13 protein-coding genes are annotated in these 14529 nt (G+C 64.1%); 10 read left to right on the forward strand and 3 right to left on the reverse strand.

The features are described 5' to 3' along the window. Positions 1-128: 128 nt before the first annotated feature. Positions 129-1781, forward strand: coding sequence for a histidine kinase (locus tag VPH41_RS18460; protein WP_328571062.1), 1653 nt, complete (start codon positions 129-131; stop codon positions 1779-1781). Then, the gene (locus VPH41_RS18465) at positions 1778-2479 is read left to right on the forward strand and encodes a LytR/AlgR family response regulator transcription factor (protein ID WP_287778113.1); all 702 of its coding nucleotides are present in this window, start codon (positions 1778-1780) and stop codon (positions 2477-2479) included. The genes VPH41_RS18460 and VPH41_RS18465 overlap by 4 nt, the downstream gene beginning before the upstream one ends. Positions 2480-2488: 9 nt before the next feature. On the opposite strand, the gene VPH41_RS18470 is transcribed toward VPH41_RS18465, so the two are convergent. Together VPH41_RS18470 and VPH41_RS18475 are read right to left on the reverse strand one after the other, a co-directional pair. After that, the gene (locus VPH41_RS18470; protein ID WP_152281815.1) at positions 2489-3361 is read right to left on the reverse strand and encodes a zinc-dependent peptidase; all 873 of its coding nucleotides are present in this window, start codon (positions 3359-3361) and stop codon (positions 2489-2491) included. A 284-nt stretch (positions 3362-3645) separates the two neighbouring features. Further along, entirely contained in the window at positions 3646-4146 is a 501-nt protein-coding gene (locus VPH41_RS18475) for a winged helix-turn-helix domain-containing protein (RefSeq protein WP_010396453.1), read from the reverse strand. 482 nt (positions 4147-4628) lie between these two features. On the opposite strand from VPH41_RS18475, the gene VPH41_RS18480 reads away from it, so the two are divergent. From VPH41_RS18480 to VPH41_RS18515, 8 genes are all read left to right on the forward strand, one after another. Further along, positions 4629-4865, forward strand: a complete 237-nt coding sequence (locus VPH41_RS18480) for a hypothetical protein (protein WP_152281814.1) — start codon at positions 4629-4631, stop codon at positions 4863-4865. A gap of 416 nt (positions 4866-5281) precedes the next feature. Then, positions 5282-6283, forward strand: coding sequence for an ABC transporter substrate-binding protein (locus VPH41_RS18485; protein WP_152281813.1), 1002 nt, complete (start codon positions 5282-5284; stop codon positions 6281-6283). 27 nt (positions 6284-6310) lie between these two features. Next, positions 6311-7120, forward strand: coding sequence for an ABC transporter permease (locus tag VPH41_RS18490; protein WP_405002788.1), 810 nt, complete (start codon positions 6311-6313; stop codon positions 7118-7120). An 11-nt stretch (positions 7121-7131) separates the two neighbouring features. Further along, on the forward strand, positions 7132-7923 hold the full coding sequence (locus VPH41_RS18495; protein WP_077401587.1) for an ABC transporter ATP-binding protein: 792 nt from the start codon (positions 7132-7134) through the stop codon (positions 7921-7923). A 60-nt stretch (positions 7924-7983) separates the two neighbouring features. Further along, complete coding sequence (locus VPH41_RS18500) at positions 7984-9870, forward strand: sensor histidine kinase (RefSeq protein WP_328571063.1); 1887 nt, start codon at positions 7984-7986, stop codon at positions 9868-9870. Next, positions 9870-11216 carry a sigma-54-dependent transcriptional regulator gene (locus tag VPH41_RS18505; RefSeq protein WP_034758888.1) on the forward strand — a complete coding sequence of 449 codons (1347 nt, stop codon included), beginning with the start codon at positions 9870-9872 and terminating at the stop codon, positions 11214-11216. The genes VPH41_RS18500 and VPH41_RS18505 overlap by 1 nt, the downstream gene beginning before the upstream one ends. A gap of 104 nt (positions 11217-11320) precedes the next feature. Then, positions 11321-11629, forward strand: a complete 309-nt coding sequence (locus VPH41_RS18510) for a hypothetical protein (protein WP_152256292.1) — start codon at positions 11321-11323, stop codon at positions 11627-11629. Between the two features lie 75 nt (positions 11630-11704). Next, a complete protein-coding gene (locus VPH41_RS18515; RefSeq protein WP_328571064.1) occupies positions 11705-12385 on the forward strand; it encodes a hypothetical protein in 681 nt (226 codons plus the stop codon). A 52-nt stretch (positions 12386-12437) separates the two neighbouring features. Here the strand turns inward: VPH41_RS18515 and pbpC are convergent, their stop codons facing one another. Further along, on the reverse strand, positions 12438-14522 hold the full coding sequence (gene pbpC / locus VPH41_RS18520) for a penicillin-binding protein 1C (RefSeq protein WP_328571246.1): 2085 nt from the start codon (positions 14520-14522) through the stop codon (positions 12438-12440). Positions 14523-14529: the final 7 nt, after the last annotated feature.

Below are 14529 nucleotides of genomic sequence, written 5' to 3' on the forward strand. Positions count from 1 at the left end.
TGCATGGTAAATGTCTTTCGTACACCGTTGGCGGGCCGTGCACGAAATGCACTTGCCCTGCACGAACGGCACCGGCGATCGCAAAAATGTTGCAAAAGGATAGCAAATGAGCAGCTACAATGCCCGCCATGCCCTCCCTCTTCCGCTACCTGTTGCTGTGCTGCCTGGCCCTGCCCGCTTTCGCCAGCGCCATGCATCCGCTGTCGCTGGACGAAGGCTGGCGCACCTGCGGCAATCCGCCGTCTGCACCCGCCGCTGCGCTGCAGCAGCTGGTCCAGCCGGGCCAGCTGCTGTGCGTGGAACGCGAGCTGTCCCTGGCTGCCACGCCGCCGTCGACGCAGCTGCTGGTGCTGTCGGCGCTGGCCGCCAGCGAGCTGTGGCTCGATGGCGTCCTGATCGGCAGCAATGGCCAGCCCGCCCGCCAGGCCAGCGGGGAGCGCGCGGGCGACATCGATTTCGCCATCCACCTGCGGCCCCAGCAATTGGCCATGGGCACGCACCACCTGCGACTGCTGCTGTCGATGCAGCAGGTGCCGGCGCACCTGACGTCGCCATTTTATGCGCTGTACCTGGTCGACCGGCAAGATTATCGCGCGGCGCTGGCCTGGTACAGGCTGCCGCCACTGCTGCTGGCCGGGGCGCTGGCCGCCGCCGCCCTGCTCTTCCTGGCCTTGACCCTGCTGTACCAGCGGCAGCGGCACTGGGCCATGTTTGCCGCGCTGTGCCTGGCGGCGGCCCTGCTGCTGGTGGTGGAAATCTGGCGCAGCATCACAGGCTATGCCTATCCCTGGCACCTGCCGCGCCTGTATGCCGTCAGCGCCCTGACCTGGCTGTTTTCCACCTTGCTGCCCCTGTATTTCTATGCGGCTTACCGCCTGCCCCGCTGGCCGCTGGCGGCGGCGGTGCTGCTGGCGGGCGTCGCGCTGGCCGGCGCGCTGCCCGCGCATTTCGATGCGCGCTGCTGGCAGATGTTTTTGGCGGGCCTGGCCGCGAGCCTGGCGCTCAACCTGGCCGCCCTATGGCGCCGCCTGCCGGGCAGCGGCGGCGGCACCTTGATCGCGCTCGCTTCGTGCGCCCTGTTCCTGCTGACGGGCAGCCAGTTCGCCGAAGGCGGCTTCGCCCTCGTCGTGTGCTTTTTACTGCTGCCCCTGTGTGCGCAATTGCTGGCGCAGCTCTTGCGTGAACGCAGCAAGGCGGTGCGCGCCCAGCAGCTGGAAAACCAGCTCTTGCGCAAAAGCATGCAGCCGCATTTCCTGATGAATTCCCTGAGCCTGATCGGCGAACTCAACGCGCAGTCGCCGCAGGCGGCCGAAACCTTCATCGAGGCGCTCGGCGCCGAGTTGCGCATGCTCAACGAGTTTGCCCAGCAGCCCAGCATCGCCCTGACGCAGGAACTGGCCCTGTGCGAGAATTACCTGAGCATCATGGGAACGCGGCTGCAGCAGCCGTGCAGCCTGCAGCTCGAGGGCGAGGCGGCCGGCATCACCGTGCCGCCCGCCATCTTGCTGACGGCGCTGGAAAATGCGTTCAGCCATAACCGCTACCGCCACGGCGCCCTGTTTATCCTGCGTAGCGCCAGGCTGGCGCAAACGCGGGTGCTCACCCTGCTCTTGCCCGAAGGGGAAACGCGCCCGCATGCGGGCAGCGGCATGGGCGAACAGTACATCCGCGCCAGCCTGCACGCCGTGTTCGGCGACGACGCCCGCTATGCCAGCGAATATGTCAGCGAACAGCATCCGGCAGGCTGGCGCCTCATTTTTACCTTGCCGGCGGCGCCATGAATGTATTGATACTGGAAGATGAACCGCTGATCGCGCGGGGCCTCGAACGCGAGGTGCGCGCGCATTTCGGCGCGCGCCTGGCCACGCTGGCGCTGCACGACAATGTGCCGCAAGCGCTGGCCGCCCTGGCGCAGGAGAAGGTGGACTTGCTGCTGCTGGATCTGAACCTGCACGGCGCGGACGGCTATGACTTGCTGCGCCTGGCCGGCAGCGCCCCGTTCCAGACCATCATCGTCTCGGCCCACGGGGAGCGCTCGATCACGGCCTTCGAATTCGGCGTGCTCGACTTCGTTGCCAAGCCGTTCAGCCGCGAACGGCTGCACAAGGCGCTGCAACGCTACACGGACCAGCCGGCCCGGGGCGCGGCGCACGCCAGTTCCCTGGCCGTCAAGAAACGGGGGGCGCTGGAATGGATCGCCATGGCCGACATCGACCACGTGCAGGCCGACGGCCACTACAGCAACATCGTGCTGCGCAGCGGCGAACACTGTTTTCACGACCTGGCCATCGACAAGCTCATGGCCCTGCTGCCGCCCCACTTCCTGCGCGTGCACCGCTCCTACATCGTCAACAGCCTGGGCTTCAAGCGGCTGCAGATCGGCGCGGGCGGCAAATACGCGCTCGACACGCAGACGAGCACGGGCATCCCCGTCTCGCGCAGCAGCTATCCGGCCCTGAAACAGCGGCTGCTGGGCTGAAGTTTCCCCTTACCAGTGGGGCGCGTAGTTGGGGAATGGCGAGGCCATGTGCTCGGGTTCCACGGGCGGCGCCATCCAGTCGCGCGGGTCGACCTTGTAGTACTGCAAGAATTGCGCATACAGCTCTTCATGGTGCTCGGCCATCTGATACGGCTTTTCAAAGAAGGTTTCCGTGGCCACGGCAAAGAATTCGGCGGGATTGGTGGCGCCGTAATGGTCCATCACGCTTTGCTGCTGGTACATGGCGTCGTGGCGCAGGTTGTCGAAGTCGCGCGACAGCACGGTGGCCCAGCTGCGGTAGCTGGACACGCTGGGCAAATACGGCGCGCCATTCGCGGCGCCCGATTCGCTGTCGAGCTGGTGGGCAAATTCATGCAGCACGACATTGTGGCCATCGGTCCAGTCGGCAGCGCCCCGCTGCACATGGTCCCAGGCCAGCACCACGCGGCCATCGCCCCACGATTCGCCCAGCAAGCCATTTGCCGACGGCGTCACCACGCCGCCCGGCCCCACTTCATTGCGCGTGACGATGAATTCCGTGGGGTACACGAGGATGGTGTCGAGTTCCGGATACACCTGGGTCTGGCGATTGAGCAGCAGCAAACAAGCCTGGCCGGCGATGGTGTAGCGCATCTCGTCCGTGATTTCCAGGCCGCCGCAGCCGACAAATTTCTTCTGATACAGAAATTGCACGACGAGACGGCGCAATTGCTCCTGCAACGGAGCCGGCATGCGCTTGTACACGGGAATATTCTTTTCCAGCACGGCCAGGCCTGCGGGCGGCAAGGGCTTGGCCAGGGCCCGCTGCAGGCGCCAGCGGGGGAACCACAGCGAAAAGACGATGGCCACCGTGACGAGGGCGATCCACAGCAGCGGGTTCATGCGGCGGCCCGTTTCAAGACCGGGGGGCAGGAGTACAACAAGGCGGCGTAGGCAGACAAGGACAAGCTCCTTCAAGTGAACCCGCGCGTTGCGGGCAGCAGTCCAGCCCACATGGGGATGCTTGCAGTCTTTTCAATCAGACTACATTCAATCGGCGCATCCCGGACCGTTCGGCGCAACGCCAAAAGCCGGGTCGCAACCCGGCTTTCGACATGCGTCTGATAATACGAACCACAAGCATTACGCCCGCCAGCCGCCACGCGGCCGTTCAGCCGCCGTAACTATTACTCGGCAGCTTTCTGCTGCGGCGCACCAAACAGGGCGGCCACCAGCGGATCGCGCGTCACGGGACCGCGGTTGACGCGGATGGCGTAATGCGTGTCATCGGCCAGGATGTGGAAGTGACGGCCGCTGCCTGCCATGCTTTGCTCGCGCAGGCCGGGACGGTCCTTGCGCGGTGGCGCGCCTTCGCGTTTTGGCTGGACGATGGCGGCCAGGAAGGCGCGCACGCGCTCAGGGTCCGGCGTCAGCTGGTACACTGCCTTGCCCAGGTAGGTGGCCGTGCCTTCGATGTAACGTGCCAGTTCGATCACGCCCGCTTCGCGCAGGTCGCGGATATATTTGCGGGCGCCCGATGGCGAAAACTTGAGGAACCAGGCGATTTCATCGGCCAGCATCTCGTGCAGCGACAATTCGCCGATCAGCTTTTGCATGTTTTCGATGCGGCGCAGGGTGGCCGACGTCGAACGCACGCGCTCGATCGGTGCCATGGAAATGGGATTCATGCGTTCCGGGGGGATGGGTGCTGCGCGTTCTACCATTTGCGAGCCTTTTTCGGGGCTACGAAGTTCCTGGTGCGCTGCCTTTAATTCGCTCTTCACGTGAGACTGAGTCATTGCATGCATTTGAATACTCCTTTTAAACGATTGCCGGTAGCCCGGATTGTTAAGTTCTTGGCAATTTTTATACCAGAACGCCACGAATCCTGAGCGTCTGGACACAGAATGCCACCGTGCTCTCGCTTGGTCTGTGCGTTAACGAACATTAGAAGCAAGAAAGTGAAAAATATTTCCCGTGTGAATTATTTCTCTATCGCATCTATTTTTTGCCGTCGCTACACGGGGCGACATTTCTGCGTTCAAGGTGAAATGGCGAACAGAAGCATCGGCATCGGTGCCATAAATTCAAGCTTCACGCGCGGCGCGCGGTCATCCACCGCCCGCGCCGCCCGCACCGCGCCCATCTTGATACTTGCAAAGGAACCATCATGAACATGCCTGCCCTGCTGGCCGCCGCCGCCCTCGTCACCCTGTCCGCCTGCAAAAAACCGGCCGAGGCGCCATTGCCTGAAACGGCGCCCAACCCCGCGTCCGCCCCGCAGGTGATGCCGGCGCCCGTCGCGCCAGCCACGCCGGAAGCCGGTCCGGGCAGCACGACGCCGCCGGCGCCCCTGACCGATCCGGCCACCGCGCCCGCACTGCCGCCCGCCACGGCGCCCAAATAACAGCCGCCAGACGGCGATCGATCAGGCGCCCGCGCGGCGCCGCCCCTACTCCACGGGGGAGTTACGCGTTGCCAGCCTGTTTGCAACGCGTTTTTTTACGTTTGGAGTCGGCCGCGCCCCGAAGGTTCACCCGCAAGTTGGCCCCCATCGTGACCTGCATGTCCGGCACCGGCGGGCAGCGCGCCGGCCGCCCGGAATGCGGCAATCCGCACAGCCTTTCCCCTCCCCGTGCGGAAAGGCGGAATATCGCTATTTCCCATTTTCACTAGATTCAAATTAAACCTTTATAAACAATCACTTGCAATAAACGTCAAAATGCGCTCCACTGGCACGGAAGATGCTTTTATATTTTCATAACCGCCGCAGAGCGGCAGCTTCACCCCATATAAAACCATCTACCTTTTGGAGACAACAGCATGGCACGCACCTTCCGCATCTCGTCCTTCCTGAACACCAAGGCTCTGGCCGTAGCCGTCGCCCTGGCCGCGCAATTCCCGCTGGCCGTGCACGCGGCCGATACCGTCCGCCTGGGCAACCTGAAATTCGCCCATTACGGCGCCGTCGCCTACATGAAGGAAATCGCGCCCAAATACGACCTGAAGATCGAAGAGCGCATCTTCGCCAAGGGCCTCGACATCGTGCCGGCCATGATTGCCGGTGAAATCGACGTGTCCGCCAGCGCGCTGGAAGCAGCCATCACGGGCCGCGCCACGGGCTTGCCCGTGTACCTGGTGGGCGGCTTTGCCAAGGGCGGCGTGCAGATCGTCGGCCGTCCCGACCTGAACATCAAGGGCATCGCCGACCTGAAAGGCAAGAAAGTCGGCGTCACGCGCGGCGGCCCGCAGGAAATCCTGCTGTTTGCCGAGCTGACCAAGGCCAAGCTGACCTGGTCCGACAAGCCGGGCAAGGACGTGCAGATCCTGTACATGGGCTACCCGGACCTGAACCAGGCGCTGCTGACCAAGGATATCGACGCCATGAGCCAGTCCGAGCCCTACTCCACGCAGGCGATCCACAAGAAATACGGCTCGGCCGTCATCAAACCCTACGACACGCCGCTGGGCGAGCCCGTGCGCGCCCTCGTGATGACGGAAAAGATGTACAAAGAGAAACCTGCCGTGGCCCAGCGCTTCATGGATTGCTTCGTCGCCGCCACGCGGGCCTTCCTGGCCGATCCGAAACTGGCGGAAAAATACGTGCGCGAATCGATGTTCAAGAACCAGATCACGTCCGAGGATTACCGCGATGCCATCGACAACGCCATCTTCACGGAAGACATCACGCAAAGCCACGTCCAGTTGACCACCGACTACATGGTGAAATTCGGCGTGGGCCGCATGGCCAAACCGCCTGCAGCACAGGATTGGGTCAAGCTGGACCTGCTGGAAAAAGCCAAGAAGTCCTACGCTCCACGCTAATCTGAAAGTGTCACGATGAATATTCAAATGATGAAACGCTTCGCGCACGGCGCCGCCGTGCCCGTGGCCGTGCTGCTGCTGTGGCAAGCCATGTCCACGTTTGGCTGGATCAACCCGCAAATCCTGCCCTCGCCCGTGGCCGTGCTGGTGAAGTGGTATGAATACCTGGTACCGCTGGAAGCGTACACGCCCGAATCGGGCAACTACCTGGTGTGGCTGTTCTCCGGCGAACTGCCGCATGACGCCTGGGCCAGCCTGTCGCGCGTGCTGGGCGGCTTCGCCATCGGCGCGGGCCTGGCCTTGCCGCTGGGCTTGCTGATGGGCACCAACAAGACCATCTATAAACTGTTCGACCCGCTGGTGCAGGTGCTGCGTCCGATTCCGCCGATCGCCTACATTCCGCTGGCGATTCTGTGGTTCGGCCTGGGCAACCCGCCCGCCTTCTTCCTGATCAGCATTGGTTCCTTCTTCCCCGTACTGATGAATACCATCGCCGGCGTGCGCCAGGTCGACGGCATCTACATCCGCGCCGCGCGCAACCTGGGCGCCAGCCAGATGACGATGTTCCGCCGCGTCATCCTGCCGGCCGCCACGCCCTACATCCTGGCCGGCGCGCGCATCGGCATGGGCACGGCCTTCATCGTCGTGATCGTGGCGGAAATGATTGCCGTCAACAGCGGCCTCGGTTTCCGCATCCTGGAAGCGCGCGAATATTTCTGGTCTGACAAGATTATCGCCGGCATGTTTACCATCGGCCTGTTCGGCCTGGCCATCGACATGGCCATGAATGCCCTGAATAATCATTTGCTGCAGTGGCACCGCGGCCTGGAACACTGAGAGGAACGGCCATGACCACGATCAATATCAATGCAGTCAATAAAATCTTCACCACGGGCGGCGCGGACGTCATCGCCCTGAAGGATATCAACCTGGAAATCGCCAGCGGCGAATTCATCTGCCTGCTGGGGCCGTCCGGCTGCGGCAAGTCGACCCTGCTCAACGCCATCGCCGGCTTTTCGCAGCCGACGTCGGGCCAGATCCTGGCCGGCGGCAAGCTGATCACCGAGCCCGGCCCCGACCGCGGCATGGTATTCCAGGAATACGCGCTGTTCCCGTGGATGACCATCGAGAGCAATATCGCTTTCGGCCTGGAAATCGCCGGCAAGACGCCGGCCGAGATCAAGGAACGGGTCGACATGCTGCTGAGCATGCTGGGCTTGACGGAATTCCGTGCCCGCTACCCGAAAGACTTGTCGGGCGGCATGCGCCAGCGCGTGGCGATTGCCCGCGTGCTGGCCCTCGATTCGCCGATCATGCTGATGGATGAACCGTTCGGCGCGCTGGATGCCTTGACGCGGCGCAACCTGCAAGATGAGCTGCTGAAAATCTGGAAAGTCTTCGGCACCACCATCGTGTTCGTCACGCACTCGATCGAGGAATCGATCTACCTGGCCGACCGCACCATCGTCATGACCTACCGTCCCGGCACCATCAAGCGCGACGTGGCCATCGAGCTGCCCCGCCCGCGCGACCCGAGCGACCCCGAGTTCAACCGCCTCAAGCGCATGCTGGGCGAGATGGTGATGGAAGAGCAGCAGCGGCATCACAACGCCGAGACCATGGCAAGTACTGCAGACTAAGTAATGGGGTCAGACCCGCCGGGTCTGACCCCGCATTGCTAAACAGACACACGGAGCACCATGGCATTCGGCAAATGGACCCTGAAACCCGCGCTAGCCCCCCTGCTGGCCGTGGGTTCGCTGGTCGTGCTGACGTGGGCGTCGTATGCCTGGGTCAAGCAGCGCCAGCTCGATGAATTGCACCGCACGCTCGACTCGCGCGCGGAACTGTATGCGGCCTCCATCGGCGGCGCCCTCAACAAATACGAATTCCTGCCCCTGGCCGTGGCCCAGAGCGATGCGGTGGCGCAGCTGCTGGAGCAGCCCAGCGCCGACAAGGTCACGCAGATCAACGCCTACCTGGTCGACATGAACCGCCGCGCGGGCGCCTTTGCCGTCTACGTGCTCGACGACAAGGGCACGACCCTGGCGTCCAGCAACTGGCAAGACCGCAGCTCCTACGTGGGCGTCAACTATGGTTTCCGCCCCTACTTCAAGGATGCGATCGCGGGCGGCATCGGCCGCTTCTACGGCATCGGCGCTTCCACCTTCGAGGCCGGCTATTTCATTTCGCAGCCCGTGCAGCGCAACGGGCGCATCATCGGCATCGTCGCCGCCAAGGTCAACCTGGACTGGATCGAGCAATCGTGGCGCACGCCCGGCGCGGGCGAACAGATCTGGGTCAAGGATGCCAATGGCGTGCTGATCCTGGCCACCACACCCGCCTTCAAGTTCAAGACCCTGGCGCCCCTGTCGCCGGCCGCGAAGAACGACATCAGCGCGCAGCGCCAGTTCCTGCAGGAAAACCTGCCCATCTTGCCGCACCGGCTGCGGCGCCAGTTTGCCGATGGCGCCAGCGTGATGACACTGGAACGGCCGCAGACGGGCGACACCCCCGCCCTGTCCGGCAGTGCCGACTATCTGGCCGTGAACCGCGCGCTGGGTCCGCTGCAATGGCAGATCACCGTGCTGGCCGAACTCGACCAGGTTAATGAAGCGGCGAGCAACGCGGCCATCGCCGCCGCGCTGGGCTGGGCCCTGCTGCTGCTGGCCCTGATGTATGCGCGCCAGCGCCGGCGCCGCATCGACGACAAGCTCAATGCGCAGCAAACCCTGGCGCGCGCCTATGAACAGCTGGAAATCAAGGTCGAGCAGCGCACGGCCGACCTCGTGCACGCGAATGGCCGCCTGCAGGCGGAAGTGGCCGAGCGCGAGCGGGCCGAGCAGACCCTGCGCTATGCCCAGGCGGAACTGGTACAAAGCGGCAAGCTAGCAGCCATCGGCCAGATGGCGGCCGGCGTCACGCACGAGCTGAACCAGCCGCTGGCCGCCCTGCAGACGTTTTCCGACAATGCCAAGGTCTTCCTGGCGCGCGGGCGCATCGACGATGCGCTGGACAACCTGTCCACCATTTCCGACCTCGTCAAGCGCCTCGGCTATGTGACGTCGCAACTGAAAGGCTTTGCGCGGCGCAGCGACGATGCCCGCAAACCCGTCAGCGTGCGCCAGGCGTTTGCGCAAACCATGCTGCAAATCCGCACGCGCAAGAATTCGCAGCGGCTGACCCTGCATGAAAGCTGGCTGGAGGACGACATCATCGTGCTGTGCAACGCCATCGGCCTGGAACAGGTGTTTACCAACCTGATCACCAATGCCATGGATGCCGTGCCGGAAAGCGAGCCCGTGCAGATCTGGTTCCAGGTGCGCCGCGAAGGCAGCCTCGCCGTGCTGCATATCACCGATAATGGCCCCGGCATCCCGCTCGCTTCGCTGGACAAGATCTTCGACCCCTTCTATACCACCAAGGAACACGGGCTGGGCTTGGGATTGTCGATCAGCGCAGGCATACTGCGCGCGGCGGGCAGCGCGCTGGCCGTGCGCAACCGCAGCGCGCAGGAAGGGGGCGGCGCACAATTTACCATCACCCTGAGCTGCGACCCGGGGGAGAGAGACGAAGGAAACATCTGATGCACGAGAATAATTTTGAGGGCATGCAAGTGCTGCTGGTGGAAGACGATGCCGTCGTGCGCAAGGGCGCGCGGCAATCGCTGGAACTGGCGGGACTGCAAGTGACGGCCGTCGCCACGGCCGAGGAAGCGCTGCCCTACCTGGTGCCCGAATTTGCCGGCATTTTATTGAGCGATATCAAGCTGCCCGGCATGGATGGCTTGAAACTGCTCGATATCGCCGTGGCGCAGGATGCCAGCCTGCCCGTCATCCTCGTCACGGGCCACGGTGACGTGTCGATGGCCGTGGGCGCCATGCGCCGTGGCGCCTACGATTTCATCGAAAAACCGTTTTCCGCCGACCTGCTGGTGGAAGTGTGCCGCCGCGCGCTCGACAAACGCCATCTGGTGCTGGAAAACATGAATTTGCGCCGCCAGCTCGAGCAGCGGGTCGGCATCGAGGCGCGCATCGTGGGGCGCAGCGCGGCCATGGCCAAGGTGCGCCAGCTGGTGCTGAACCTGGCGCCCAAGTCGGCCGACATCATCATCCTCGGCGAAACGGGGACGGGTAAGGAGCTGATCGCCCGCTGCCTGCACGACTTCAGCGAGCGGCGCGACCACCCGTTCGTGGCCATCAACTGCGGCGCCCTGCCCGAATCGATCTTTGAATCGGAACTGTTCGGCCACGAAGAAGGCGCGTTCACGGGCGCGCAGCGCCAGCGCATCGGCAAGATCGAGTACGCGAACGGCGGCACCCTGTTCCTGGACGAAATCGAAAGCATGCCGCTGGCCCTGCAAGTCAAGCTGCTGCGCGTGCTGCAGGAACGGCAGGTGGAGCGGCTCGGCTCCAACAAATTAATTTCCGTCAATTTCCGCGTGATTGCTGCCGCCAAGGAAGACTTGAATGTACTGGCCGAACAGGGCAAGTTCCGTCCCGACCTGTATTACCGCCTGAACGTGGCCAGCCTGACCCTGCCCGCGCTGCGCAACCGGCGCGAAGATATCCCGCTGCTGTTCGAATTCTTCGTGCTGCAGGCAGCCTTGCGCTACGGCCAGCCGGCCGCCCTCGTCAGCGGCGAACTGATCGCCTCGCTGATGGCGCAGCGCTGGGCCGGCAATGTGCGCGAACTGCACAATGTGGCCGACCGCTTCGTGCTGGGCTTGCTCGACGACACCCTGAGCCCGGCCGGCTGCCGCGAGGCGTCCTTGGCCGAACAAGTGGACACCTTCGAGATTTCCATCATCGAGGAAGCCTTACGCCGCCACAATGGCAACGTCATCGACGCGGCCGCCAGCCTGAATATCCCGAAGAAAACGCTGTACGACAAGCTCAAGCGCTTCGATATCTCGACGGAACAGTTCCGATAAGCTGAGCATCAAGCCGACACGCCCATGGGGCGGCGTCCTACCCGTGCGGGCGGACTCCTGTGTGACAATGCAAGCTCATCTCAACGCTCGCACAGGATACCGCCATGAAAACCGCCGCTCTCTTGCTGGCCGCCACCCTGATGACCGTCGGCGGCGCCTGGGTCCAAGCCCAGTCGACGACAAATGTGAACCAGACGGGCAACCACACCAACAATGCCAGGGACCCGGGCCAGCAATCGGACCAGTCCGACAAACTCGACAACAAAGGCAAACTGGTGCACGACGCCAAGCCCGGCAAGACGCGCACGGACAAGCGCACGCGGCGCGGCAAGCCCGTGGCCACGCCGGACACTCCGGCCGCCAGCGGCCCCGCCGCCGCGCCGCCAGCAACGCCCGTCGCGCCAGCCCGCTAAGCGCTGCATCCAGCGCTGCGCCACATTGCTCCACGGCACGCTATCATCTCGCTTTTCAAAATAGCCAGGATGACAATGAAAGCAGCATGGTGTGGAATGGTGGCGGCCAGCGTATTCGCGGCCGCCGGTGCACAGGCGGCGCCCACGGTGGGCCAGTGCATGGAACTGACGACGGGCATCAAGTTCAGCAAGAACAATGGCGACGCGCAAGTCAACGTCGAGGAAACCTTCGAGGGCAAGAAACAGAAGGGCACGCAGCTGATCCTCGACGGCGGCGTGCTGCTGGCCACGTCCTACCAGGATATCCGCGACGGCCAGGTCTTCCTGACGGGCGCCATCCATTACAACGAAGACGGCACCGTGCGCAGCAAGAATGTCTACACGCCGCAGTCCGCCATCCCCGCCAACATGCGCCCCGGCCAGGAAGTGCGCGTGCAGTTCACGGACACGCAAATAAGCACCCACTACCCGCTAGCGGGCCTGTCCGACAAGATCACGACATCCACGCGTACGGACAAACGCGATTTCTCCATCACCTTCCTGGGCTGGGAACGCCTGGAACTGGGCGGCCGCCGCTTCCCCGACGCCTGCAAGTTCGAACTGCATGACGTCGGTGGAAAAAGCAAGGGCAAGAGCGGCGAATACGTGTGGTACGCGCAAGGCTACGGCGTGATCATGATGGACAAGATGGACCGGGATGGCGACGTGCAGCCCGCGTACCGCATAGCGCTGACGAACATCATCAGCGCGCCGTAACTACTTTTTGACAATACCGCGCTAGCGTGGCCAAGGGCGCGAATCACTACACCTAATGCAGCTGCGCCAGCGCATTCCCCCGCACCTGGAACGCCACCTGCGTCACCGTCTTGCCCCCGTCGTCGACGAGGGCCAGCGCGTGCTTGCCCGGTACGGGGCGCCAGCTGATGCTCTCCGCAGCGCCGCCCATGTCCTTGCCGTCGAGCACCCAGCGCAAGCCATGGCTGCCCTGGGCCTGGAAAAAGACGCGCTGCAGGGCCGGCGGGATGTCGGGGTCGATGGCGAGGATGCTGTCCTCGGCCGGGTAGACGATGGCGGCTGGCTTCACGGTGTCGCCCACGACGGCGATGACGGGGCTTTCCGTGCCGGCGATAAACCATTCGCGGCGCGGCGCTTCCAGCGCGGGCTGGTACGCCACCATCTGCTGCAGCACGCCGGGCGGCGCCTTCGGGGCATGGCTGGGCACGTTTTTATGCAGGTAATCCATCACATCGCGCCACACGGGCGCGGCGCCCGTCACGCCCGACACGTCCCACATGGGCTTGCCATCGAAATTGCCCACCCACACGCCCACCGTGTAGCGCGCCGAATAACCCATGCACCAGTTGTCACGCATGTCCTTGCTCGTGCCCGTCTTGACGGCGCTCCAGAAATTCGTCCCCAGCTCGTTGCGCAAGCCAAAGGTCATGCTGCGCGCGGCGCGGTCGGCCAGGATGTCGCCCACGATGAAGGCGGCGCCCGGCGCCATCACGCGGCGTCTGTCCTTGCCCGCCTGGCCCGGCTGCAGGCTGGCCGTGCTGTACAGCCCGCCATTGGCCAGCGCGCGGTAGGCGTTGGCCAGTTCCAGCAGGGTCACTTCCGATGAACCCAGCGCCAGCGAAGGGCCGTAGTATTCGGCCGGTTCCGTCAGGCTGGACAGGCCCACTTCCTTGAGGCGGTTGTAAAAGCCCTCCTGCCCCGTCAGCAGCACCGTGCGCACGGCGGGAATGTTCAGGGAACTGGCCAGGCTGGTGCGGGCGCTGACGTAGCCCTTGAAGTTGCGGTCGTAGTTTTGCGGCGCATACATGCCGGACGCCGTGGCGACGTCGAGCGGCGTATCGTCCATGACGGAGGCGGCCGTCATCAGGCGGCGCTCGATGGCCAGTTCATATAAAAATGGTTTCAAGGTGGAACCGGCCTGGCGCAGGGCTGCCACGCCGTCCACATGGCTGCCGCCCGCATTGCCCACGTAGGCGAGGATCTCGCCGCTGCGGTTGTCCAGCACGATGATGGCGCCATCGTTGACATTGCGCTCGCGCAAGGATGCCAGTTGCTGGCGCAGGTTTTCCTGCGCAAAACGCTGCAGTGGGCCATCGAGGGTGCTGGCGACTTGCGCGCCCGGCTGTTTCAGCAGTTGCTGCGCCACTTGCGGCGCCGGCGCCAGCTCCGCGTACAGCGTGTTGCGCTGCAAGGCCGTCTGCACGCGCTGGCCGATCAGCTGGCAGCTGCTGTCCATGCGCCACTCTTTTGCCAGCGCGCAGGCGCGGCGCGTGACGGTGGCCGGCGGCGCGTTGGGCGCCCGCACGAGGCTGGCCAAAATGACCCCGTCCGTCTGGTTCAATCCCGACGGCGCCTTGCCGAACAGGCTGTACGAGGCGGACGCGATACCTTGCAGCTCGCCGCGGAACGACACGAGGTTCAAATACGCTTCGAAAATCTGCGCCTTGCTCCAGCTGGCCTCGATGGCCTGCGCAGCGCGCATCTGGTCCCACTTCTGGCGCAGGCTGCGTCCGCCCGAGGACGCCTGCAAGTCCGCGTCCAGCTGGCCTGCCAGCTGCATGGTGATGGTGGAAGCGCCCCGGGGCTTTTTCGAAAACAGATTGTCCCAGGCCGCCGTGGCCAGCGCGGACACATCCACGCCGCCATGCTGCATGAAGCGCTGGTCTTCCGCCAGCAGCACGGCTTGCTGCACGGCGGGAGAGATGTCGGCCAGCGGCACCCAGGACAGGCGGCGCACTTTCATGTCCACGCGCAAGGATTGCAGCGGCGCACCGCTGCGGTCCAGCAGCTGCGCTTCCGAACTGCGGTAGGCGGCCTGCACCTGGCCCGGCGTCAGCACCGCTTGCGCGAGCGCAGAGCCGGACAGCATGCAACCCATGACAAAA

Origin of the sequence: Janthinobacterium sp. P210006 (assembly GCF_036231885.1) — a bacterium.
Lineage (GTDB): Bacteria > Pseudomonadota > Gammaproteobacteria > Burkholderiales > Burkholderiaceae_D > Janthinobacterium > Janthinobacterium violaceinigrum.

Excerpts from the sequence above, each read along its gene's own strand:
- VPH41_RS18460 (WP_328571062.1), top strand. The coding sequence starts at position 129 with ATGCCCTCCCTCTTCCGCTACCTGTTGCTGTGCTGCCTGGCCCTGCCC.
- VPH41_RS18465 (WP_287778113.1), top strand. The coding sequence starts at position 1,778 with ATGAATGTATTGATACTGGAAGATGAACCGCTGATCGCGCGGGGCCTC.
- VPH41_RS18470 (WP_152281815.1), bottom strand. The coding sequence starts at position 3,361 with ATGAACCCGCTGCTGTGGATCGCCCTCGTCACGGTGGCCATCGTCTTT.
- VPH41_RS18475 (WP_010396453.1), bottom strand. The coding sequence starts at position 4,146 with ATGAATCCCATTTCCATGGCACCGATCGAGCGCGTGCGTTCGACGTCG.
- VPH41_RS18480 (WP_152281814.1), top strand. The coding sequence starts at position 4,629 with ATGAACATGCCTGCCCTGCTGGCCGCCGCCGCCCTCGTCACCCTGTCC.
- VPH41_RS18485 (WP_152281813.1), top strand. The coding sequence starts at position 5,282 with ATGGCACGCACCTTCCGCATCTCGTCCTTCCTGAACACCAAGGCTCTG.
- VPH41_RS18490 (WP_405002788.1), top strand. The coding sequence starts at position 6,311 with ATGATGAAACGCTTCGCGCACGGCGCCGCCGTGCCCGTGGCCGTGCTG.
- VPH41_RS18495 (WP_077401587.1), top strand. The coding sequence starts at position 7,132 with ATGACCACGATCAATATCAATGCAGTCAATAAAATCTTCACCACGGGC.
- VPH41_RS18500 (WP_328571063.1), top strand. The coding sequence starts at position 7,984 with ATGGCATTCGGCAAATGGACCCTGAAACCCGCGCTAGCCCCCCTGCTG.
- VPH41_RS18505 (WP_034758888.1), top strand. The coding sequence starts at position 9,870 with ATGCACGAGAATAATTTTGAGGGCATGCAAGTGCTGCTGGTGGAAGAC.
- VPH41_RS18510 (WP_152256292.1), top strand. The coding sequence starts at position 11,321 with ATGAAAACCGCCGCTCTCTTGCTGGCCGCCACCCTGATGACCGTCGGC.
- VPH41_RS18515 (WP_328571064.1), top strand. The coding sequence starts at position 11,705 with ATGAAAGCAGCATGGTGTGGAATGGTGGCGGCCAGCGTATTCGCGGCC.
- pbpC (WP_328571246.1), bottom strand. The coding sequence starts at position 14,522 with ATGGGTTGCATGCTGTCCGGCTCTGCGCTCGCGCAAGCGGTGCTGACG.